The sequence below is a fragment of the Pseudomonas petrae genome, from assembly GCF_021728295.1.
Taxonomy (GTDB): Bacteria; Pseudomonadota; Gammaproteobacteria; order Pseudomonadales; family Pseudomonadaceae; genus Aquipseudomonas; species Aquipseudomonas petrae.
This window is the reverse complement of sequence record NZ_JAKJXE010000010.1, coordinates 157,034-181,183: the sequence shown is the minus strand read 5'-3', so window position 1 is coordinate 181,183 and position 24,150 is coordinate 157,034. Positions and strand designations below refer to the sequence as shown.

The window sequence follows — 24,150 nt, the reverse complement described above, 5'->3', positions numbered from 1 at the left end:
ACCTCCTGTTAGAAAGTGTCAGCCGCACAGCACTGCTGCGCGCACCGGGTCCATGGCCACCAGAGCCGCCAGCAGCGGCTCCATGCGTTTACCCAGCGCGGCCTTGTCAGCGTCGCTGCGCTGGGCTTTCATGCGCAGCAACTTGAGCAACCGCGCCTTGACTTCAAACACCCGCGCGGGCTCCCACTGGGTGAGCACATGGCCCTGGGCCGTGGCGTCCAGTTCACCAAGCAGGTGCAGCGCCAGCTCGCTTTTGCCGTACTGCTCGGCGACCCGCGCCATCAGCAGGCGCAGCAACCAGCGCTGGCGGCCGTTGTGGATCTCGGGGCGCGTGTCGAGCCAGGCCAGCGCCACCTCAACGCCGTCGCGGTCGGCCTGGGCCAACGCCTCGCTTTCGAGGGCCAGAATGTCGGCCTCGTCCGGCTGGGCGGCCGCCGGCGCAGGCAGCCATGCAGCAGCGCCCTGGGTGCTCACGTGCTGGTCGATCCACTCGCGGGTGGTCTCGTCGGCAAAGGCCGAGCCGTCGTCCCAGCAAAGGGTTTCGAGCCCCGGCAGGCGTTCGAGGAGCATGCCCAGATCCTCCTTGACGATGCGCGCCCAGCCTTCCGACGGCGCGGGTTGCCGGCTCAGCGCCTGATACAGAAACCACTGCAGGTCGAGCCAGAAATGGTTCACGCCTTCGGCGAACATGCGTTCCACTTGATCGAGCAACTCGTTCCAGCTCTGTTGCAGGTACAGCCGTTTGAGCTGCGCGCGGTATTCGCCCCGGGGCGGCGCCAGCCGTGTTCGACCGCTCGCGTCCTGGGGCGGCGACTGGTGCACAGTGTCCCAGCGCAGGCTTTTCATCAGCCGATGGGCCGCCAGCCAGCCCTGGGGTTGCTCGCGCAGATAACTCGCGAGTGCGCGGCCGTTGTCCAGCAGATCGCGGCCCGAGCGAATGGCGCCCAATGCAGGGCCAGCACCGTGGCTGGCGGCTTGCCGGCTGCCTGATTCGCGGCCAGTGGATTCGTGGCTGGCACTGAATTGCGGCACCACGGCATCCAGTCCGCCCGACTGGGCCAGCCGCGCCGACAGCGCCGAGTACAGCGCGGCCAGGTCCGGACGCTGCTCGGCGGGCCAGCCTTCCAGCACATGATCCAGCCAGGCGAGCGCGGCGACCGTGCGTTCGGCCTCGGCCTTCACCACTTCCGGGTACAGCGTCAGGCTGTCCAGCACCTTGGCGCTGGCCAGCCACTCCAGCGCCACCTTGCGACTGTTTAGCCGCGCCGGCAGCACTTCGGTGGTATAGCGCTCAACGATGGCCGCCAGCAGATTCAAGCCTTCCGCCAACCCGGCTTCGCCATCCCGCTGCAGACGCGCCCACAGGTAATAGGTGAGCACGCGCAGGTCCTTGCACGTGCCTTTGAGCAGTTTTTCCGCCAGCACGATGACCCGATCGGCGTCCGCTCCGGAGAGTTTGTTGACCTCCTCGCGCATGCTCTGGAAATCATCGTCATAGCCAGGGTCCTGGCCGGCCGCAGACTCATCGCTGATCGGCGTCAGCCACGATGCCCACTCCGCAGCGTGGGCCTTGGCGAGGCCCACCGCGTCGCGCTCACCCAGTGTCGTGGCGATCAACGCTGGCAGACTCATTCGATCACCTCGGCCCGCGATGACGTTTGTGCGCTGGCGATGCCGTTGAGGAAGATCTGTCGCGGCAGTCTGAAATTGCGCAGTGCGAGCAGGCTCATTGGACCCGCGCCCAGTTCGGTGCGCATGTGCCAGGTCAGGTCCAGGCCATCCGGCGCCGGCACGCTGATGCGGTAGCGGCTGTCGCTGTCGTCCAGTGCGGTAACGGTGGCAGTGTCCAGGAGGCGGATCAGCCCCCAGGCGCCCTGAAAATCCCCATACAAACGCTCGCCGCTGCGCACGCTGGTCCACGTGAGGCTGGCGCCGGGGTAGTCGGTCGTGCCGGGCCAGCTGAAGCGCTGCCAGCTCTCTTTCTGATTGAAGTACTGATGCCGCGCGCCATTGAGCACGAAGGTGGTCTGCACCACGTCGCGCACCGCCTTGCCCTGCAGCTCGAAATTGATGCCCATGCCGCCGTCGGTGTAGAGCACGTCGGCCAGGTGGCTGAGCTGATTGACCGCCGCGAGAAATCTCGGATTGATCATCAGGCCCTGACCGTGGGTCGGGTCCACCCCCCAGCGGCCGCCGTCCTTGCGCAACACGCCGGTCAGCTCCCGCTGCAGGAACTGCTCGATGCGCCCGGAATCGGCGCGGATCATCTTGCCCAGCATCGTCAACGAGGCGTCACTGCCGGTGGCGGCGAAGGGGTAACGGCCGAGAAACGCCGTGTCCCAATGATCGACCACCGCCTGCTGCCACTGCCGGTTCAGCGCCGCCGCCGAGGGATCGAGCACCTTGCCCCATGCCTGATCCAGCGGCTGGACGAACAGCGCGTGGGCCACGCCGTCCCACTCCTCGCCCAGACTGGCCGCCAACAGCTCGCCGTAGGCCCGGGTGTCCGTGAGGTCGATGTTCTTGCCCTGAAACACCGTCTGCGCCATGGCCTGGGTCATGCCTTGGGGATCGGCGGCGTGGCTGACCTGCTGCAACTTCAGGCGCACCCGGGTCACGCGGGTTAGAAAGGCCTGCAGGCTGAGGTCGTCATCGCCGCCCTTGCCTTCCGGGTCCTTGCCCAACAACCCCAGCAGCGGGCCGAAGGTCGGATCCAGCGGCCCGGCCGGCGTGTCGAACTGCTGGCTGATGGCAGGCACCCGCGCCGGACGTTCGCTGCCCATCAACTTCTGCGCCGACTGCACCAGCGAGTCCTTGAGCCCCTGACTGCGATTGCCCGCCTGGCCTTGCCACGCCAGGGTGTTCATGAAGGCAATCAGCGGTGACTGGCGGATGTCGCTCATCAATGTCAGTTGGTCGATGACGTCGGCCAGGCTGTCGGCACGTCGCCACTGCACGCTGTTGAGAAACTCAAGCCAGGCACCGGAGTAATCATGAAAGTAGCGCTCGGTCAGGCGCGCTCTGAGCTGCTCCGGCGAAGTGTCGGCGACGCCGCTGCTCTCACGATCACTCAGCACCCAGTCGATCTGCTCGCGGCGGGCCTCGACGATGTCATCGATCGCCTGACGCACTTGCCCTTCCCACGCCTGCCGGGTGAACACACCCGGCACACGCGCCTCGGTGAAAAACAGAGGCCATGCCTCTTTGTCATCGACCATTTGCTCAACCCCGAGATCGGGAGAGTGGGTCGCGGCGGCCTCCAGCACTTGCTGATAAAGGCTGGCTTCGCCATTGCGCTGGCCCAGTTGCACCAGCAGCACCCGCCGCGCCTGTGCCACCAATGCGTTGTCCGCCTCGATGCGCCACTGCGGATTGGCCGCCAACTGCTCGGCGTAAAACTGCCACAGTGTCGGCGACAGCCCTTTCCACAACCCCGGCGACACGCCCATGCGCGTCGGTTCGGCATGACCGAGGGCCGTGACCAGAAACGCGGCGTCAACCTTCTCCGGGCGGGCCATCATCAGGTAGGCCTTCAACTGCACGTACGCGTTGTGCGCGCCCTTGGCCCGCCGCGGACTGTCGGCGGGCGACGCCACCAGGGCGGCGAGTTGGCGCTTCAAATTTTCCGCCGCCGGGTCCCGCATCAGCCGGTCATTGGCCTCCACGTAACGCGGCCACATGACCGCGAGCAGCGCATCGTTCTGGCTCAGCCCGAAGCGCTGGTACCACGGTTCGCCACGCCGCGCGCGGTCCTTCAGCCGATCCATTTCGAGGATCAGCGCGTTGAGGGCCAGCAACGGCGCATCGCCGTTGCCCGAAGGCTCCACGGCCACGAGCGATGACTGAATATCGAGGATTTGCGCGCGGTGGGTGGAAAACGACAGCGCGAGGCCCGTCAACCAGATCAGCATGGCGCCGAGGGCCAGTGCGTAGCTGACGCGAGTGACCGGCCAGCCGAGGCGGCGGGTTTGCCGCGATTTTTCTGTGAGTACGCCAGCCCACGCCGGCCCCGGCAGCCACAGGTTGCCGACGGACTCGGTCGATAGCGCCGGCAAACTGAACCACAGCCCGCGCAACGGCACGCCCCGCGCGAACTTGCCCAGCAACGGCATCAATGCCTGCCGCCAGCGGGCGATGCCCTCTGCTTTCAGGTTGGAGGACAACCGTGAGAGAAAGTCATGGTCAGGATGGACTGTCAGCTCGGCCAGGCCCATCTGATGCAACGGGTAGTGAATGGGGGCCAACATCGTCTCCAGCTGTAAGCCGTCAAGACGCGGGGGCAACAACAACCCGGCGGGCCCGCGTGCGCGCTTTTGCTGCGTCCATTCGCTCTCGCAGACCTCCCACAGGTGCAGCGGCAACTGCCAGCCCAGGGTCCGCGCCAGTTGTTGCAAACCGGCGACGCCACTGGCCATTGTCGCGGCGTTGGCGCTTTGCTGCTTATCGAGGGCCCAGACCACGCCGTCCAGGCCGCGCCGCTGGGTTACGGCGTGCCAGCGGGTGGCGGCTTCGGCGAGCTGGGATTGCGGGCTGCCGCCCCACAGCAACACGGTGTTCTGGCCTTCGAGCCACTGGGCGTCGGCCAGGCCTGGAGCGATGGCCTCGATCTGTTCGGGCTCCCCGACGACCAGGAGGAAGCGGGTGCGGGTGCGCTGGAAGGCGGTGTATTGGTGGTCGAGGTGCTCCTGGAGTTCAGCGACGCCCGGGAGTTTTTTGGTGTCAGGCGTGGATGACGACTCCTCCGGCGGAAACACGCCGTCGCCCTGCCGCCGCTCGACGCTCAGGCGGCTTTTCATCAGCGCCAGGGCACGAGGGAGGGTTTGCACCAACAGCGCGATCACCATCAGCAACAGAAAGGCCGTGATTTGCTGATGTCTCTCCGTCAGTCCGACCCTTACGCCATAGGTGTAAACAAGCCAGCCCAGCGCCGCTGCGAAGGCGACCAGCCATACCGCGCCACCCGCGCGACGCCAGCCATTGCCGATCAAGTATTTCATGCCATATCTCCCGGTGTGACGGTATTGATCCAGCGGCCTGAGTGTTCGCTGGCCAGTAGCAACAAGGGCTCCTTCGCGAGCCTGGTCATCTCGATGCCCAGCGCTGCCAGCAGCCAGTGACCGCAGGGGCCCGGCACGCCGTTTACGGGTTCCAGAATCCAGCGGTGGTCCACCGCCAGCGCTGCACCCTCACGCGCCGCTGCCGCCAGTAATGTGGTGGTTTCCGGCTGCCAGTCGGCGCGGTCAGCCAGCAGGCCATTGGCTTGGCGAGCTGTGGCCTGAATCTGAAGAAAGCTGGTGAAGTCGGTTTCCAGCGAATCGATGTCGAGGGGCATCGGGCGCAACAGGCGCGCGGCGATGGGCAGCTTGTGGGCTTTGGCGACTGCGTCGGGGCACAGCAGTAGGGCAGCGAGCCCGTCGGAGTAAGCATCTTTGCCGTGGGCCTGGATAACGAGGATGAGCTCAACGGCTTCGCCTGGGGTTTTAAGTGTTTCTTCCATCCAGGCGAAGGAAAGCTGGCTTGTTACGTGAACGCCGGTGGGGGTGGATGACGGGGTGAGATCGGACAGGTGCTGCCGACAGGCGTCGGCCAATGCTGCATGCTCATCCTGTGGCGCATCGGTCAGGACAGTGACACTGAGCTTTTCACTCGGTGGCAGCGGCGCCAGTACTGTCGACAGCGAACCCATCAATTGAGCAAGACCCGCCAGGGCCCGGCCCTTTTGGCCCTTCGGCAGGCCAACGATGCGGCGGGCTTTGCCTGAGTGTGGGACAGGCGTATGTCGCGGTTTCATCATCGCCACCGCAGACAAATGCTCCGGCAAAAGAACCAGACCGGCCATGGCCGCCATGTAACGCTGACCCCATTCCGCCCAGGCGACCTGTGCCAGCCGGGACCGCTCCTGCAGCAGCGTGTACTCATTTAGAGCGCCACCATAGGCGTGCATCCGCGCCGCCAGAGCGAGAATCGCCACCACCACCGGCGACGCGGTGAACGCCCATACGTTTAACGTCTGCAATTCAGGCAGCACCGCGTAGAGCAGGAACATCAGCACAGCCGCTGCCGCCGCTAAAACCACGATCAGCAGCCAGCGAACCGGTGAAGGCGGTTTGGGTGCGAGCCCTGCTTGCACGTATTCACGTTGCCACGCCATCTTCAATCCTTCGCCCAGTCAGGCGCGCTGGAAATGACCTGGCAACCGCACAGTGAGTGACAGCCGTCGACCACCAAGGCACGGCCATCTTCGAAGTAGTCGTCACAGCCCTCCATAATGGGATTAACGCCATGTCCCGGTATGGGACACATGACCATATCCCCCACCAGAGCGACTGCTTTGCCCTGAGTGATATGAGTGGACGACGCGGAAATTACCGCTCCTCCATGGGTGGTCTTGTCACCCAACAATACGAATCCTTGTGACATTAAAAGATCCTTTGCTAATGAATTGATGAAGCCGTGGATTTATTCCGCGCGAGCGGATGCCTGGGCGAGCTCATGCGCTGCGCGTGCTTGTTATACGTGCCGGGTTTTAACCATACGGACCTGAAATCACCGATCTGATGGCCGATATAACGATCAGGCGTGGCAACTGAAGTCGCTTGATATCCTCATCGGTTGGCTTCAGCCTTTAAACGAATGGCCTCAAGCGTGGGAAAATCTGGCGTATCGCTGTCATCAGGGCCCGAAGCCCCGTCTGGATATATAAAGGCAGGGTGAATTCCCATACCTTTGAACTCCGGCTGTTTTGATGTCACGACATACTTGGCGTGAAGCACTGCCTCAACGTTTATGTTTCGCACCTGGGGAGCCAGGTAAGTCTGGTAAGGCACCGCTTCACCCACCAGATTAAGCCTCTTGACGTAATCCTTCTTTGAGACATCTTTTAACCATGGGTAGTAATTATTCTTTATATCAAGATGGGTGCCCACCACGTTTTTAACCCCTTCAGACGGAAAATCCGGATTGTTATGCTGAAACACGACCAGGACATCACCTCCCGTTCCCACTACCGCACCTTCGCCAATGCGCTCAGGCCATTGAGGACGTACCCCAAAATTCACGTAAGCCACGCGCCACCTACACATCCCGCCACTGTCAACAGCGAAATCGGCGTCATAGAAATTGCCCTCCCCACGCCGTTTGAACGCTACACGCTGCTCCCTGATATTGCCGAATACATCAGGCCCCTCATAAACGTTTTCGCAGATCGTCGATAGATAACCCACGGCCATGGGCGGCGGGAATAACCCTTCCGATACTTTAATCGTCATCGTGACTCTCTCCCCCTCCGTGTCCGGATGGAGTTCGTAGTCAAGTGCGCAACCACTGAGTGATGCAAACAGCGAGATGATTATGAGTAAAAACCTGAAGCCTGACGCTTTCTGATTCGGTTGATTGCCCTGAAGATATCTCACAGCGCTGAGAAATTTCATTATTTCGCCTCCGCCTTCAAGCGAATTTTCTGCATTTTTTTAAAGTCCGGCTCAAGTTCCCTGTTGGATTCTTCCGTCCCGTCGGGGTAGCGAAATGTTGTAGTTACGATTTCGTCAGCGCCGCGTTTCTTCGGGGAAGTCGAGGTCACTACAAGATCTGAATGCAGCACTGGCTCAAAATATATGTTTCTTGCATCCCGAGCCCTGTAGATACGATAACTTTCATACTCTTTGGCCAGATTTACACTCTTATCATAGTAACCGAATTCATAGGCTTCGCGTACCCATGGATAGAAGTCCTTTACGATTGACAGGTCCGGCCCTTCGATAAACTGATCAACAGTATTGAAGGGCGCATGCTGCCCGTCGAACTTAACTATAACTGTCCCACCATAATAAGCCGTTACTTTTTTTGCAAAACGATTAGGAATACGATACACGACTCCAAACTCGACGTTATCTAGTTGCCATTCACATTCACCGCCGCCATCAACGAATACCTCCGCCTCGTACAAATCTGTTTCTCCCCGCCTCGTGAACTTCGAATTTTGAAAGTTTGATCCTGGAAACGGCACACGGCCTACACCGGGAAAGTCGACAAACATTCGGCATCTAGCAGACGTGTACTTGACACGCAACGTTTTGGGCTCCAGTTCTGCAGGCACCTTAATAATTATTTTGACCTTTTCACTGTCGGGCGGTGACGTTAGAACGTCGTAGTCCTTTACGCAACCACTTGTGAGAGCGAGCAGTGCAAGGCATAAGAGCGTAGTTTTTGCCGATATCATCGTATGTTTCATATAAGACTCCCTAAAACGAGGTGCAGCACAGCGAGCGGTTTCATTTTTTCGATTCAGCTGCCAAGCGTATTTTTTGCATTTTAGTAAAATTGGGTACTGGCTGCCCGTTGGACTCTACTGTCCCATCGGGGTAGTAAAACTTTATGAAATCGCCTATGACGTGTTTCTTTGGCGAAACGGATGTCACGACCACGTCCGAATGCAAAACCGGCTCAATATATATGCGCCTCGCCTCCCGAGCCTTATAAGTAAGATAACCGCCACCTTCGCTAGAAAGATTTACACGCCTGGCATAACCGCCGATAAATTTTTCGCTTAGCCATGGATAGTAATCTTTGACCACCATTAAGTCTGGACCCACCGCATTCCTTGTTCTTCCGACACTGAGCTGCGCATCGTTACCATCAAACTCTATGATGACCGTGCCGCCTATGCCCTGCGTTACACTTTCCCCGAAGCGACTAGGAATACGGTATTTGATGCTAAATACGATATTACTAAGCCGCCACTTGCAGCGACCGCCTCCATCGATGAACAACCTCGTCTCATAGAACTCTGTGGCCCCACGCTTCGTTAGCTCCGAACCATAACCGTTATATCCTTCCAGGGATTCAGGCCTACCATCACCGTCATGCACAACTTTTCGGCATACAGACGAGCGATACATGACTCGCAGAGGCTGTGGCTCCAGCTCTTCAGGCATCTTTATAACGATTTCGACTTTCTCACCATCTGGCGGCGGATTCATCCTGTAGTCTTTCGCGCAGCCGCTGAGGAAGGTGAGCAATACAAAGCACAAAACCGAAGCCTTCAAGAATGATTTAGCGTTATTCATGGAATGTTTCCCACTACAGGGGGTGGTGCGGTAAGCGATTTCATTTACTTGCTTCCGCCTTCAGGCGGATTTCCTGCATTTTTTTAAAGTCAGCCTCCGATCGCCAATGGGACTGAACGGTTCCATCCGGATAATAAAACTTAGGAAAGTCGCCTTTTACATTCTTCTTAGGGGCAATTGACCTCACTACGTAATCCCCATGCAGCACTGGCTCAAAATAGACTATCCGGGCATCCGGCGCGGTGTACGTCAAATCGCCTCCATCGACGCCGACAAGACTAACCTGCTTGGCGTAGCCATTGATGAAGCGCTCGCTCACCAGTGGATAGTAATCTTCTATAACATTCAACACTGCTTCTTTCACGGTAATTGGGCTGGAGATTTGACGCTGAGGGTTATTGGAATCAAATACCACTATCAATCCACCGCCCACCCAGGTGTCGCATCAACTCCGAATGGAGTGGGTACGCTATATTGAACGCCGAGATCCACATTGCTCAGACGCCATCTGCAAGGGCCACCGCCGTCGACATATAGTTCAGCCTCATACAGATCATTCTTAATTCGCCTTAACATTAGATCGAATCCGTTATAACCATCCAAAGTTTCACGACGCCCGTGTGCATCATGGGTTACGTGCCGACATATGGCAGACCGATACATTACGCGCATAGGCGTCGCCTCCAAGCCTTCGGGAAGTTTAATACTAAAGGAGACCTTTTCACCCTTTGGCGCTGGTGACATGGTGCGGTCCGTTGCACAGCCGCTCATCGAAAGCATTAGAATCATGACTCCCACTAAAAACTTCAAATTGGTCATCCTACCCTTCCGACACATGCTATGAGCAACAGTGAGCCGCTTCATTTTTTTGCTTCCGCTCTCAGTCGGATTTCCTGCATTTTTTTAAAGTTGGGCCTTCCTTCCGGATCGGACTCGACTGTTCCATCCGGATAAAAAAACTTAATGAAATCTCCGACCGCATGTTTTTTGGGCGCTACGGACGTCACGACAAACTCTGGATGAAACATCGGTTCAAAATAAACATTTCTTGCTTGCCGCGCCTCATATGTAAGATAACCGCTGCCGTATCCCGATAAGCTGGCACGCTTTACATAACCTCCGGTATATCTCTCGTTTACCCAAAGATAGTAATCCTTGACGATTCTCAGTTGTGAGCCCTCTACCCTCACAGCTCCCCCCACACGAAGCTGTGGATTATTATGATCGAATACGACAATTACTCCGCCTCCCCCGCCAACTAGAACATTTTCGCCAAAGCGACTGGGGTCACGGTAGGTCACTCCGAACATCACATTACTTAAACGCCATTCGCACGGACCGCCACCATTAACAAAAAGCGTCGCTTTATACATATTTTCTGGTTGACCGCGCTGGAAGACGGTCTCAAAGGAACTGTGTCCGTCGAGCATTTCAGGTCTGCCGCTTGCATCATGACTAACACGCTGGCACTTCGCCGATCGATACATAACACGCATGGCATATGGCTTTAATTCAGCTGGGGCCTTGATGGTAAACGTCACCTTTTCCCCGTCCGGTGGTGGTGAGAGGCTACGGTCCGTTGCACAGCCGCTCACTGAGATCGACAGTGCTATACACAGCAAAGAACCTTTAAGTTGAACCGTTAATTTGCTCATTTGCTCATGCCCGAACACGTGCGATGGAATCAAGACGTTCGAGCGCTTCGACTCCACCATCCAACTCCTGTGTCACCTTCAATGCCGCATCGACTTCCTCGTGCATCGACAGAAACCAACCATTACGCTTATTTTCATCTTTCGGCGAAGTGCTGCCATGTTTTTCCATCTGTTCCTTGAAACGCTCGATCTCAGACGGTACACCAAGCACCGGCTTCCAATCAGGTTTAATCGCTGTAAGTAGTCGGCGGGTTATATGCGACATGTATTCGCCCATCATGTGGTTACCTATACCTAACAGTCCTCCCGGCTTGGGGTTTTTATACGGTGGAAAATATTTTTCAAGCATCTCAGCATTCATACTTTTAATGAACTGGAGTTGGGATTGCCCGCTATTTTCACTTACTGTCATGTTAAGACTTGGCACAAGATATAAGGTTGGCCGCTCGGGCAGTCGGGTTTTTATGGTGTTGTAATAAGGCGCGCCGAGACCATCTTTGCTTCGATATGCGGGGTAGGAAGAGCCACGCCTTTGCGTGTGCTGCTCTACGCGATAAAGCATGGCAATCTCGCCGTGGTGGCCGTACGGATCGCCGGATTTGATGAGATTGTTTATGAGGGTCTGGCCCATCGACCATGTGAAACCCAACGTTGTGCCTAAGGGGCCGTATAGGTTGTAAAGTTGGTTATCGAGGTCCGCCTCAGGTGGAACACTGGGAATGGTGTCAGTGTCATTCACATGACGGTAGTGCCAAAGTTCGTCTAGACCACGTATCGCATTGAGGGTGAACGTACGGGGCATTCCGTAGGTGTACAACAGCGGATTCTGGTCCTTAAGTGTCGCTGAGTGGATCAATCCCAAAGCGCCGCCAAGACTATGCCCACAAACGTATAACTTCCTGCCTTCGAGACGGCTCGGGAGATCGTCCTTAAAGCGGAAGGGAAAGAGTCTCGGCACTACCCTGTATGCCTCGCTGAATCCGAGATGGATACGACCGTCTAGTGCGAGATCCGCGCATGGAACCGAAGGCGCGCATGCAGGCGTCAGCTCAGGCTTGACGGGGCGGAAGGTCAGGTCCGTGCGTAAGTCAGGGACGCTTATCCGATCAAAGTCAGTCCCCCGCCACGCGACCATCATCTGAGTGGAATTTCTGACGTAGAAAAGTTGGGTATCGCCTTCAGGGACGTCTGCTGTTGCGGTGTTAAATACTTCGCAAGGCTGGTAACGATCATCGAACGGTACGTCAGTCACCAGACAGGGCCAATTTTTCCCCCCGTCCCATACCTTGGGAGTTCGCGACAGATCAAGGCACTGCTGTGCAAAAAATTCCTCAGGCGAGCCGTACAAATTTTCCGCGCGATTGCTGTACGACAGAATACTCATCAGTCCCAGGTTGTAGGCATTCGCCAAGCAGTACCCTTTCTCATGATGCAGCACCAACGACCAAGCACGCAGCGGGCAGACTTCCAATACATGCCGGCAGTTCAGCGCTTCGTATTGCACCGTAAACCCTGAAAACTCAGCGTCCGGAAAATGATAAGCCGGTGGCGAATCCTGCTCTGGCCACGGCGGGTTGAACGCCGGCAGCTCATCACACAGTTGCCCTATTCGCAGGTAGTGATAGGCATGCCCCTGCTCAAGTGCCTGTTTTTCCACCGGCGAAAACCCGGGACGCTGCTTTCCGTACAGAGGTTTGCTGTCACTTGCACCCGGCCGCTCGGGCTCCGGGCGCACCGCGCGCAACCGCCGCTGCTGCAGGACTTCGGCCAACGGCGCCGCCGGCATTAGCAGTGTCACGTCGAGTGGATGAAGCTCCTCAAGCCGAATGACACCCTGGGCATCGGTGCTCCCCGAGTACTCAGCAACGCAGCCATCCCGCACTGCCTGATTGGTCGCCCGCCACGGCAGATTAGCCAGCGGCTCGCCGAGTTCGTCCACCAGTTGAAATTCAACCCAATGGGTTTTCTGCGGGCCGATAGCCACGGGTTTGTAGGTGCAAAAAATATCCGTCTGGTGCTGTCTGTCTTTCATGCCGGGTCCTTCCTGATTGAAGATTTGATGCGGTGATAAATGGTCGCGAGCGGCCGCTTGGCATCGGGCGCTGTGTCGATAGCTGGCGCGATGCAGATCGCAACCCATCCGGGCGACGGGGCCCCTGAGCGGTGGTCACTGCTCATCGTGCTTGTCATTGGGAAACTCGATCACCACGTTCCCGGGCAACAGCGTGTGGACCGGAATGGTCTTGCCGTCCTTATCGGTCACGCCGGGGAACCGCTCGCCCTCCTGGGTGGTGATCAGGTAACGGGCGAAGGGCGCGTAACCCTTATCCGGTTCGCTGAGGGTGTAGCCCGCGGAATAGCCCGGCGGTATCGGCGTTGCCGGGGTGGTCAGCGTGGTGGCACCGCCCTTTAGCACGTAAGCGGCCCGGTGATGGATGTTCCCTGGCGCGCCCAGCTCGATTTCGCCATCCTTGATGCGGATGAATGCGCCGCCGCAGCTGAAGACGATTTCTTCGGGCGCACTGATCTCGACACGGCCGGCCAGGCTTTCAATTTTTATCTGGTCATTCGCCAACGCGTGCATCGCGCCGCAGTAGGCATGGAGCTGCATATCCCCATCCACGGCTTTTAGGTCGAAACCTTTGGTCACAGCGCACAGGCTGATCGCCCCCTCGGCCGTGCCGGTGATGTCATGTCCCGCACTGACGTTGGTCGAGCGCGACGACGTGATGGCGACGCTGTCACGGCCGGAGGACAGCAAAACAGCCTCGGGACTGACCACGCCGATGCCGGCCGGTGCATGCAGTAAAAGCCCTGGCTCGGTCAGGTTGGTAAGCGCCGCGGTGAGTTGCTCATGGCCGCTCGTATCGGCGGCAATGGCCTGGGCACTCCGCGCGGCTTGAGCCATGGACCGGGCCAACGACAACGCGCTTTCAAGCTGCTCGATCGCAGCGTCCATATCGAGCTGCTGACCGTGGGCCTTGGTCTGTTCATCCGCACTGATAAACACCCCATGCCCCGCGCGAAGCGCGCCCCAGCCGTCCGTGCGCAACTCAAACCCTTCGCCGCGCTTATCCTTCTCGTTGTCGACCAGATGCCCAAGGTTCAGCTGGCTCTTGCCGCAGTGCTCGGTGCTGAGTTTGATGTGCTCTTTCCCGCGATCATCCTCCATGCGCAGCTTGTTATTCGCCGGCGTGCGCAGGACATTGCGTTTGTAATCGCTGCGCAGCAGCGTCACATGATCGGGATGGCGGCTGTCGTGAAGGGCATGGGCGATGTACGGCCGGTCCGGGTCGCCTTGCTCGAAGGCAATCGCCACTTCGGTCCCGCAGATCAGCGGCAGGTGCAGGCCGTGGGTATCGCCCGCATAAGGTCGGGCCAACCTCAACCACAGGCTTTCCTCACCCAGCTCCCAACTGTCGCGGTCAAACAGAAAGCTGACCTTGTAGCGGCCTTCGCGGTCGATGTGGCTATAGGGATCGTTGGCCAGCGAACTGGTGACCCGCGCCGGAACAGTGCCGGTTATCGCAGGTTTAGCCAGCAACGGCGGCCGAAAACACACGCTCTCGGAATACGGAAGCGCTTCAAAGCTCAACTCAAAACTGCGATCCCGCGCCGCACGCAACCGTAGCCTTGTGAGCACCGCTCCCGGCTCAAACGCCTGCGGTGCCCCACCGGAAATCGTCAGCACCTGCGCCAATCCCAACGAAGCACTGCTGCTCACGCCACTTAAGCGAGTCTGATTATTCAGATATCGCTCATGCCGCAACCGCCCATAGAAAAACCCGCTTTCCCCCAGCAGATCTTCATCCTGATCCAGCTTGTCGCCCAATACGCGATACGGCTCGGCATAGTGATACGCCTCGCCATAAGTGGTCGAGTCACCCCGCGTCTGATCCACATCCCCATCCAGCCAGGCGTTCGCATCCCGATGGTGATACGCCCGAAAATGTACGCTCTGCTCTACCACCTCATGACTGACCTGCAGCCCCCAAACCCCATCCTGGCCGCTGCTGCCCAACCCGGACTGAGGCCGATACGGCAAGCCAACCCGAGGCTTAGCGTAATGATGCTGATCGTCATGAAACTCGACAACCGCAATGCCCAGTCGCTCGTCATTGGTAAACCGATACCAGATCCCCACCTCGGCCAAAAGCCGCGAAATAAACGCCAGATCGCTCTCGCCGTACTGCATCACCTGCTCGCGCGTCGGATACTCCCGCACCAGCGTGAACAGAAAATCCTGCCCCTCAAAGTCATGGCGCGTCCGCAAGATGCTCTCGACAATCTGCGGCACCGACTGATGCTGATAAATCCGAAACTGCCGCCCACGACCCAGCAACGCCAGGCGCGGTTCCAGCGTCACTTCATAGCGCGCCTCGTCAGCCGAACCCGACAACCGCTTGAGCCCGGTAATCACCCCATGCAGCGTCCGCAGTGCTTTAACAGCCGGCACCGGCAACCCAGGAATCGCAATCGGCAACGTATGCGCCGCCGCATGCAAACTGAAATGCGCCTCCTGCCCCAGCATCCGCTCAGCGCCGATATCCTGCTCGGCCGAGGTAAATTCCACGCGGTAATGAAACGGCTGACTCAACCGCTCCTCACCCTCAAAGGCCAGCACATCCAGCGCCAAAGGCAGGTTATGAACGGTAAGCTTGTGACGGCTATGGTCGAAAAACACCCCGATGGCATCGTTCATCATTCGCCCTCCACCGACGCCTGGGCCCCGACAAACTCAAGGGTGATGCCGTCTTCCTCGCAGTGCCCCACCACCACGCCCCGGGTTGCCAATCGCGCGGCCTGGCGCTGCAAAAGCTGCTGACTCAGCACCGGCAAAATCTGCTGATTGAGCAGGCTGTCGATGTTCCGCGCGCCGCTGTCGGGCAGCAGGCACGCCTCCACCAGCGCATCGTGCAGGCGTTCGTCGATCCGGCAGTCCAGTCCGTAATGCCGGCGCAACCGCTCCGCCACTTTGCCCAGCTTGAGTGCGACGATGCGTTTGAGCGCCGGCGTCTGCAGCGGCCGGTAAATCAGCGTCTGAAAACGCGCCAGCAGCGCGGGCTGGAAGTGTTCGCGCAGGACCGGTCGCAGTTGCTCGTGCACTTCACCGTCGAGCGCTTCGGGGTTCGCCAGCAGGTAGTCCTGCAACAGGTCGCTGCCCAGGTTGGAAGTCATGACGATGACGGTGTTGCGGAAGTCGATTTCGCGCCCTTCGCCGTCGCGCATCAAGCCCCGATCGAAGACCTGATAAAACAGGTTGAGCACGTCGCGATGGGCCTTTTCCACTTCGTCGAGCAGCACGACGCTGTAGGGTCGCTGGCGCACCGCTTCGGTGAGCACCCCGCCCTGTCCGTAGCCGACGTAACCCGGCGGCGCGCCTTTCAGTTGGCTGACAGTGTGGGCTTCCTGGTACTCGGACAGGTTCAGGGTGATCAGCGATTTCTCGCCGTCAAACAGGGTGTCGGCCAGCGCCAGGGCAGTTTCGGTCTTGCCGATGCCGCTGCTGCCGACCAGCAGGAACACGCCCAGCGGGGAGTCTTCTTCGGTGAGGCCGGTTTTCGCGGCGCGCAGACGCTGGGCCATTGCCGTCAACGCGCGGTCCTGTCCGATTACGCGGGCGGCCAGGGACTGTTCCAGCGTCAGCAGGCTGGCCTGTTCATCTTTCAGCAGGCTGCTCAGGGGCACGCCGGTCCAGTCGGCGATCACCTGGGCGACGCTGCGATCGTCGACGTCCAGCGACAGCAGCGGCGCATCGCCCTGAACCGCCTTGAGCTGGGCCTGTAGAGCCGCGCAGGTCTCGGCGTCGAAGACCTCGGCATGGCGGGCAGCGAGCAACGTCTGCGCCAGGTCGAGTTCGTTGGCGTGCTGCAACTGCAGTTGCAACAGCTCATTACTCAGGGATACAAGCTGCGCGGCGATGACCGCCAGACGCTCGTCTGCGTTGTGTCCGTTGATGCGCTGATCGTCTTGCAGCGCCTGGCGTTCCTGCTCCAGCGCCGACTGCCGGGCCTTGCTCGCGATCAGCGCCTGGGGTTCGCAATCCAGGCTCATGCGCACCCGGGCGCTGGCGGTGTCGAGCAGGTCGACGGCTTTGTCCGGCAACTGGCGGCCGGGCAGATAGCGGCGCGACAGCACGACTGCGGCCTGTATCGCGGCGTCCTCGATGTGTACGCCATGATGGCTGGCATAGCGGGCCTTCAACCCGCGCAGCATGACCATCGCGGTGGCGTCATCCGGCTCGTCGACCTTGACCGTCTGGAAGCGCCGCTCCAGCGCGGGATCACGCTCGAAGTATTGCTTGTATTCACTCCAGGTGGTCGCGGCGATGGTGCGCAGTTCACCTCGGGCCAGGGCGGGCTTGAGCAGATTGGCAGCGTCGGCGCCTCCCGCCTGATTGCCCGCGCCGATTAGCGTATGGGCCTCGTCGATGAACAGCAGCACCGGGTGCTCGGCCTGCTGCACGGCCTCGATCACGTCTTTCAGACGTTGTTCGAACTCACCCTTGACCCCGGCGCCCGCCTGCAACAGCCCCAGATCCAGCGTGCGCACGCTGACCGGTTTGAGGCTGGCGGGCACGTTGCCCTCGACGATGCGCAGGGCCAGCCCTTCGACCAGCGCGGTTTTGCCGACGCCCGGCTCGCCCACCAGAATCGGGTTGTTCTTGCGACGGCGGCTGAGGATGTCGATGACCTGACGAATCTCGTCGTCACGGCCCAGCACCGGATCGATCTCACCCTTGCGCGCCTTGTCGGTGATGTCCTGGGTGAACTTCGCCAGCACAGGATTTTCCGCAGCACTCATCACCGAATCCACAGGCGCAGCATCGGGAACAAAATCCAGCCCTTGCCCAGTCTGAGGACGCTCATCGGAATGCTCGTCAAGAAACGGCAGCAAATGGCGCAACTGCACCTCGCTCAGGCTGAGCAACGGCCAGGCTTCCACGCACGCCAGCAGGGCGGGGGTTTCGATCAGCGCCGCCAGCACGTGGGCCGAGCGCAGTTGCTCGTTGTCCTCGTCCATCGAAGCGCGCACCCAGGCGTTCTTGATCAGCCGCTGCAGCTTGTCACACAGCTGCGGCTTGGCCTGGACGCTGCGCGGCAGGCGGTCGAGGTGGCCGAGCAAGCCTGTCCACAGCGCTTCGATGTCCCACTCGTAACGCCGGCCGATCAGCACCAGATCACCGTCGCCCTGCCCCAGCAGTTTCAGCAGCCAGTGCTCGATGGTGATGTGGCCGTGGCCGCGGCTCTGGCACAGCGTTGCCGCCGCGCTGAGGGACTGGGCGCAGAAAGGGTTGAGGCGGCGAAGCAAACGGGAGGAGCTCTGTGCCATGGGTCATCGTCCTTGAACGGAAGGAGTAAGGAGCGGCGACGAGACCGTTGAGCGGTCGGCGCCTCGCTGTTTTTTCTGGGGAAATGTGCCGTGCCGATGTGCTTGGCGGAGCGCCCGCGCGCGGACGCTCAACCCAACACACCGCAGCCGGCAGACACGCAAAAGCTGCCTGCCGGCCTTGCAGCGTCAGGCGGTCTGTCGTTCGTTCCACGAGTCGGAGTGGATGATGTTGCCGTCCTTGTAGGTCCAGGTGACCTTCTCGTAGCGCAGCTCGACCATCTCCAGGTGGTTGTACTTCTCCTTGGCCGGGTCTTTGACGTCGTGCATTTTCGGCGCGACGCGGACGACCTTGACGTTCTCCAGCAGGGTGTTGAAGTACTCGACTTCCTGGCCGGCGTCGTCGATGCGGTACCACTTGAACTCGGCGCTTTTCAGGGTCTGGCCGGTGCCGACCGCCTTGTACAGGTACGGGCTGCTGGCATCGATTTCCTTGGTGAACAGGAACGGCGTGTGGACGCGGGCGCCGGTCAATTTTCCGGTGTTGTTGTCGGTGGGGATGTAGACGCTGTGGTCCTGGGCGACCACTTCGACGCTGCCTTCCCGGGACTGCACGTTGACCGAGCCTTTGATGTCAGCGCCGCCGTCATCTTTGAGCCAGAGGTAAACGGGAATTGCCATGTGAAACTCCTTGCTTGGGTTATCGAGTGCCGCGAAATGCGACGGGGGTAGCCGGTCCGGCCCCGGCAGAAAGCGACCCGCAGGCCCCCTCTTCCGGCACCAGACGGATGTCGACGCGGCGGTTGGCCCTGCGCCCTTGTTCGGTGTCATTGCTGGCGATCGGCTGACTGGCGCCATAGCCCTGCACGGCAAAGCAACTGCCGGGAATGCCGCCCATGCGTTGCATCCAGTCGCGCACCGAAGCGGCGCGGTCGCGGGACAGGCGCAGGTTCTGCTCGGCGCTGCCGGTGGCGTCGGTGTGGCCGGTGACGACGATCAGCCAGCCGGGTCTGGCCTTGATGCCGACCAGTGCGTTGATCAGCACCTGGGTCGACTCGGCCTTGAGTTCGGCGCTGCCGATGTTGAACAGCGACAGCGTGTCCAGACGCACCGGCCCGGGCGCCTGCGCCATCTCGGTGGGTGCCCGGTAACGGCCGATGGCGTGCCAGACCCTGATGCGCAGCTGTTCGGCGCGGTACAGGCCCAGGCCCAGCGACCGAGGCTCGCCGTAGCGGTAGTAGTCATCCAGCCGCCGGGCGTGGTCGTGCAGGACGGTCAACGCCGTTTCGCGCAGCGCCACGGCCTGCTGATCCTCGCGGGCGGTTTCGTTGATCGAGGCGTAGCGGCGCAGGTCGTCACCGACCTGACGGATCAGCAAAGTGTTCTGCCGGGCCGAGCTCGACATCGCGACGACGGCGGCGAACGCCGTCAGCCATATGCCGATGACAGCGGCGCGCCTCGCAGCGCTGTTGCCGGTGTGCCGGGGCAACAGCTCAAGTAAAGAATCCGGCACCGGTAAAACACCGCCCGTGCCCCCCGTCAAATGGGTCGGCACCAGCGCAGTCTTCCCCTGTATCGACTGCTGCCAGACGCTGCCCGGAACCTGTTCAGGCAAGCGAGGCACGCGGCAGATCGCGTAAGCCACCGGCAACGGCGTGCGATGCCGGCCGATCCGCGCGAAGTGTGGCGCGAAGTACTGCGCCAGCCAGGCGGCGTGGGTGTTCATTTGAACGGCGATGTGCAGGCGGTCAGTGAGAGCAGCGGCGTTTTGTCTTTGCCAGTCCTCGACGCTGACGCAGGTGCCGTTGTTTCGTACCCGCGCCGATGGCTCGCCATTTTCCCAACTGAACCAAACGGATTCGGTGCTGGAGCCGCCCTCTTCCCCGCTAAAGCCGGTCCCACGAATATCGCACCCATTCAGGGACGCTGGCTGATAGCTCACCACCCACAACGGCAACGTCAGCGCACGCCTGCGGATGAGCGAAAGCTGGTGACTCAGGGCACGGATCTGGCCGGCCAGCACCGCGTTGTCAGCGTGTTGGGCTGGATTGAGCACGAACATGACGCTGAGCTGCGCACGCCATTGCGGACGGACCGCCAGCAGCGCAGCGGCCACACCGGGCAATCGTTCAATGTTCGGCACCCCGACGTAACACCCGCTCGCCGTTGTCCGCACAGCACGTTGCTCTGCAGCATCGACGTCGGCATCCGCATCGCCAGCAAAAAGCGCCGCCGATCCCTCCCCGCACACCAGCACCACGGGCAGGCGGTAGTTACTGCCGGGCAAGGCTCGAAACTCATCCAGCCCCAGAGAGCCACCAAGACGGACCGAGCGTCGACCCGCCAGCAGCCAGCCCCCGGTCACCAGAGTCAGGGCGCCAAAGGCGGCCGAAGCTTGAACGACCAGGCTCAGCGGCAACACGCTGATGACCATCAGCGCCAGGCATCCCGTCCACAGGGCAAGTGCGCGCATCAACTTGAGTGTCATGGGCGCGTCACACCCGCTCGGTCACAAGGGAGGCGACCAGAGCCGCCAGATGAGAATCCAGCAACCACCAGATGCCCGCCAGCAGCAAACCGGCCGCCAGCAGGTGCAGCAACGGTGCGCGCAGCCATGCCGGCAAGGGCTGACGCCCCCTGGCGTCGATCCACGTCGGCAGCGGCTGATCCAGGGTCAACGGCGCGACTCGGGCGGTCAACTCGGCCATCAACTGCTGCCGCTCGGGGTGGTCTGGCTCCTTGTAGCGACCAAGAAAGCCCAGCATCAGGACGCGGTGATACACCCTCAGCACGCTCGGGTCCGCAGACGGCTCGTGCAGCACTTCACGCATTTCTTCGTAGAGAAACTGCCCCGCCTGATGACGTCCGAAGTAATGCGCCTGAAGCGGTTCGTGGGTCCATTTCGCGCGGGCACTGGCATCGGCGTGGGCGAGCACGGTTTCATCCAGCAGCGCGCATTGAGCGTGGCTGATGAAATCGACATTGCGCTGACTGACACCGGCTTGCGTCAGCGCATCGCGAACCTCCACCACCTGCCGGGTGCACAGGTTCCAGAGCGCGTCGCTGTCCGGAGCCGACGCGCCATGGCGCAACTCGACCACCAGCATGTAACTGTCCTGCAGCAGTTGGTCGACGTCGACGGAACGGGGAGCCATTTGGCTTTTCATCGGCCGGCTCATGAGCGCAACACCGCAAACAGCTCAAGCTTGACGTCCGGCAGCGTCGCCGGCACGTAAAACGCGCAGACGCCTTCGGCGAGTACCGCCTGACCGCTCGGATGGGCAAAATCGAGGGCGAAATACTGGTTCTCGAGCCGCAGCGGGATCGCCGCTGGCACGTGACTCAGCGGCTGCAGCGGCACGCCGTCCAGCGCGGCATTGATCAACTGATCAACGTCGTCCGGCGTACCGACTTTGCACAACCGTGGAAACTGCGCCTGCAATTGCGCCGGGGTCTCACGGCAGCGCACCGACAGGTAAAAGTCAGCGGCATCCGCCTCACGCAGACGCGGGTCGTTGAACGTCACTTGCCAGCGACCCGGGATCACCCGCTCCAGCTCCAGGGCAATCACCCGCGACGGCAGACTGGCTTCAAGCAACGTCGAGATCATCTGCATCAGCGGCGGGAACACCGTTTCCAGGTCTTCGTGGCGGTAGGCCGGAATGGCGTCAACGTCGTGTTCGAGGGAGAACGTCAGCAGAGCGCCCGCCAGCTTTACCAGCTCCTGATAGACCTGCTCGGGATGGCGCGCCGGGCTGGCCTTGAAATCGGCGAGCACGGGCTGATAAGTGTTGAGCGCATTGAGCAGCCAGAACAGCGAGACATCGGCGACGGCGAAGTCGGCCATGCGCTGATTGCTCTCGCGGCGCATGCCCATCAAGCGTTGACGCTTGGACGCCAGCTGGGTCAGCAGATTGTCGAGTTGGACCAGCAAACCCGGGTGCCCGGCAAAGCTCAACAGCGGCGGCACGAACGCCTGGTCCAGGCACGCGCGGCCTTGCCCGTCACGCATCAGCCGGGCGACGGGACAGGTCAGGTAATTAGCGTTGTCATCGCTGGCAAGACGCAGGCTGAGCATGTGCTCGAGTACACCGATCGACTGTTGGTCGTCGCCGTAGAGATCCTGCACCTCGCGCCAATCCTGGCGGTAACGCACGGGCCGGTCGGCGCGGGCGTCTTCGAACAGGCAATTGCCGCCGTTGGCCTGCTCCAGCGGCAGGCACAACAGCACTGTCGCGCCCTGCCCCGGTTCGATCCGGATCTGTTCGAGGGCCAGCGCGGCGGGCAGCCGATCAACGCTGTCGGTGTCGATCAGCGTGCCGTCCGGCAACCGCACGCGCAAGGCGGACGCCTTGAGTTTGCCCAGCCGCAGCGCCTCAAGATCAAAGGTCGCCGTCTGCACCCCCCACGGGTGAACCCGCGACAGATGAGCGATGCATTCGTTTGTCCAGGCTTCCCAGCGCGCTTGCTGCTGGAATTGTTGCTGGGACAACAGCGCCCCGGCAGCCCAGAGAGGTCGGTCGATTTTCATGTTGTGCGCACCTATGGCCGACGTCAGGTTTTGGCTTTGGGCATCTGGGAAACCAGCGAAAGGTCCACGTCCATGCCTTCCACCTGAAAATGCGGCACGGCGTACAACTTCACGCGGAAGAAACCGGGGTTGTCGTCGATGTCCTCCACCGTTACCCGGGCGTCGCGCAACGGATGCGAGGCCTGCAAATCGTCCCCCGGGTCGGTCATTTCGGTGACCAGCCCGCTGATCCACTTATTCAGTTCCAGTTCCAGCAGACGCCGGTCCTTGGTGGTGCCGATGTTCTCGCGCTGAATCAATTTCAAATAATGCGCAATGCGCGACAGCAGGAAGATATAAGGCAGCCGCGAGTTGATCCGGCTGTTGGCCGTGGCATCGGCGGTGTCATACAACGCGGGCTTTTGTGTCGAGTTGGCGGAAAAGAAACAGGCGTAGTCGCGATTCTTGTAATACGAGAGCGGAATAAACCCCAGGTTAGCGAATTCAAACTCCCGGGTTTCCGGAATCATCACTTCCGAGGGGATCTTCACCTGACTGCCCGTACCAAGGTCATATAAATGAATCGGCAGATCCGTCACCGCACCACCGGATTGCGGCCCGCGAATTTGCACACACCAGCCATTGGTGACAAAACTCTTCACCATGTTTGCGGCAAACGCAAAAGACGCATTGGTCCACAGATATTTGCTGTGATCGGTGCCTTTGACACTTTCCACATAATTGAAACTGCGCACCGGAATGGTGTCCGGGCCATAGGGCAACCGTCCCAGCACCCGTGGCATGGTCAAACCGATATAACGGGAATCGTCGGTGTCGCGGAATGACTTCCACTTGATGTATTCCGCGCGATCAAAATAATTGCCGATGTCTTTGATGGCGGCAACTTCTTCCATGGTGTCCTTGCCGAAGAATGCCGGCCCCACCGAACCAATGAACGGCATGTGCGCTGCTGCCGCGACCTTCGATATATTGCGCAACAGCGCGATATCTTGCGGACTGCGGTCAAACTCGTAATTGGAAACAGCCGCGGCAATGGGTTCTCCGCCGGGGGTGTCGTACTCCTGGGTATAGGTGTGCATATACAGACCGCTCTGGGCGATTTCGGGAGCATCTTCGAAATCCTGGACCAGATGGTCCTTGCTGATGTCCAGCAACTCGATGCGCACGTTCTGCCGGAAGTCCGTCTGATCGATCAGCGACTTCACCCCGCGCCACGTCGACTCGACCCGCTGGAACTCCGGATGGTGCATGACGGCGTCGAGCTGGCGGCTGATCTGCGCGTCGAGCGAGGCGATGTGTTCGTCGAGCAGGTTTTTGTCGAGGCGCTGGACCTTGCGCGACGAGCCCTTGAGCAGGTTGAGGAACACGCTGACCGCCGCGGTCACGCGCTCATCGGCGGAGATTTCCGACAGCGCTTCATTGTTCTGAAACGCCTCGATGTCGCCCAGGGCTGAAACCGGGTTGAGGTTTATTTTTGAAAACAGCGTGCTATAGACGCCGGTGCTTTCTTCGGACAAAACGGTGCCACCGCCTGATACTGCGGGAGAGTGTTTCGAGGACATATTTGATA

General features: G+C 60.3%; 17 protein-coding genes. All 17 read right to left on the bottom strand.

Going from position 1 to position 24,150, the window contains the following annotated elements; translation table 11 throughout:
• Window positions 1-18 precede the first annotated feature (18 nt).
• The gene (tssA, locus tag L4G42_RS18705; protein WP_237261012.1) at window positions 19-1,632 is read right to left on the bottom strand and encodes a type VI secretion system protein TssA; all 1,614 of its coding nucleotides are present in this window, start codon (window positions 1,630-1,632) and stop codon (window positions 19-21) included.
• Window positions 1,629-4,796 (bottom strand): ImcF-related family protein, encoded by a 3,168-nt coding sequence (locus L4G42_RS18700; RefSeq protein ID WP_419789387.1) that lies wholly within the window; start codon window positions 4,794-4,796, stop codon window positions 1,629-1,631. Before L4G42_RS18700 ends, tssA begins: the two co-directional genes overlap by 4 nt.
• Before the next feature lie 197 nt (window positions 4,797-4,993).
• The gene (locus tag L4G42_RS18695; RefSeq protein ID WP_237250962.1) at window positions 4,994-6,151 is read right to left on the bottom strand and encodes a hypothetical protein; all 1,158 of its coding nucleotides are present in this window, start codon (window positions 6,149-6,151) and stop codon (window positions 4,994-4,996) included.
• Between the two features lie 2 nt (window positions 6,152-6,153).
• Entirely contained in the window at window positions 6,154-6,420 is a 267-nt protein-coding gene (locus L4G42_RS18690) for a PAAR domain-containing protein (RefSeq protein WP_237250960.1), read from the bottom strand.
• Between the two features lie 185 nt (window positions 6,421-6,605).
• Window positions 6,606-7,430, bottom strand: a complete 825-nt coding sequence (locus L4G42_RS18685; protein WP_237259447.1) for a hypothetical protein — start codon at window positions 7,428-7,430, stop codon at window positions 6,606-6,608.
• A complete protein-coding gene (locus L4G42_RS18680; RefSeq protein WP_237261008.1) occupies window positions 7,430-8,230 on the bottom strand; it encodes a hypothetical protein in 801 nt (266 codons plus the stop codon). Before L4G42_RS18680 ends, L4G42_RS18685 begins: the two co-directional genes overlap by 1 nt.
• 40 nt (window positions 8,231-8,270) lie before the next feature.
• Window positions 8,271-9,065, bottom strand: coding sequence for a hypothetical protein (locus L4G42_RS18675; protein WP_237250955.1), 795 nt, complete (start codon window positions 9,063-9,065; stop codon window positions 8,271-8,273).
• A 40-nt stretch (window positions 9,066-9,105) separates the two neighbouring features.
• The gene (locus tag L4G42_RS18670) at window positions 9,106-9,480 is read right to left on the bottom strand and encodes a hypothetical protein (protein ID WP_237250954.1); all 375 of its coding nucleotides are present in this window, start codon (window positions 9,478-9,480) and stop codon (window positions 9,106-9,108) included.
• A gap of 445 nt (window positions 9,481-9,925) precedes the next feature.
• Window positions 9,926-10,720, bottom strand: a complete 795-nt coding sequence (locus L4G42_RS18665) for a hypothetical protein (protein WP_237250952.1) — start codon at window positions 10,718-10,720, stop codon at window positions 9,926-9,928.
• Between the two features lie 4 nt (window positions 10,721-10,724).
• Window positions 10,725-12,752: a lipase family protein gene (locus tag L4G42_RS18660; protein ID WP_237250950.1), complete on the bottom strand. Its 2,028-nt coding sequence runs from the start codon at window positions 12,750-12,752 to the stop codon at window positions 10,725-10,727.
• 135 nt (window positions 12,753-12,887) lie between these two features.
• Window positions 12,888-15,422 carry a type VI secretion system Vgr family protein gene (locus L4G42_RS18655; RefSeq protein WP_237259476.1) on the bottom strand — a complete coding sequence of 845 codons (2,535 nt, stop codon included), beginning with the start codon at window positions 15,420-15,422 and terminating at the stop codon, window positions 12,888-12,890.
• The gene (gene tssH / locus L4G42_RS18650) at window positions 15,422-18,052 is read right to left on the bottom strand and encodes a type VI secretion system ATPase TssH (RefSeq protein WP_237250948.1); all 2,631 of its coding nucleotides are present in this window, start codon (window positions 18,050-18,052) and stop codon (window positions 15,422-15,424) included. The genes L4G42_RS18655 and tssH overlap by 1 nt, the downstream gene beginning before the upstream one ends.
• Window positions 18,053-18,238: 186 nt before the next feature.
• Complete coding sequence (locus tag L4G42_RS18645; RefSeq protein ID WP_237261006.1) at window positions 18,239-18,730, bottom strand: Hcp family type VI secretion system effector; 492 nt, start codon at window positions 18,728-18,730, stop codon at window positions 18,239-18,241.
• Window positions 18,731-18,749: 19 nt separating this feature from the next.
• Window positions 18,750-20,537: an OmpA family protein gene (locus tag L4G42_RS18640; RefSeq protein WP_237250946.1), complete on the bottom strand. Its 1,788-nt coding sequence runs from the start codon at window positions 20,535-20,537 to the stop codon at window positions 18,750-18,752.
• A 7-nt stretch (window positions 20,538-20,544) separates the two neighbouring features.
• A complete protein-coding gene (gene tssL, locus L4G42_RS18635) occupies window positions 20,545-21,204 on the bottom strand; it encodes a type VI secretion system protein TssL, short form (RefSeq protein WP_237250945.1) in 660 nt (219 codons plus the stop codon).
• Window positions 21,205-21,224: 20 nt separating this feature from the next.
• Complete coding sequence (tssK, locus tag L4G42_RS18630) at window positions 21,225-22,580, bottom strand: type VI secretion system baseplate subunit TssK (protein WP_237250938.1); 1,356 nt, start codon at window positions 22,578-22,580, stop codon at window positions 21,225-21,227.
• Window positions 22,581-22,603: 23 nt separating this feature from the next.
• On the bottom strand, window positions 22,604-24,142 hold the full coding sequence (gene tssC / locus L4G42_RS18625) for a type VI secretion system contractile sheath large subunit (protein ID WP_237261004.1): 1,539 nt from the start codon (window positions 24,140-24,142) through the stop codon (window positions 22,604-22,606).
• Window positions 24,143-24,150 lie beyond the last annotated feature (8 nt).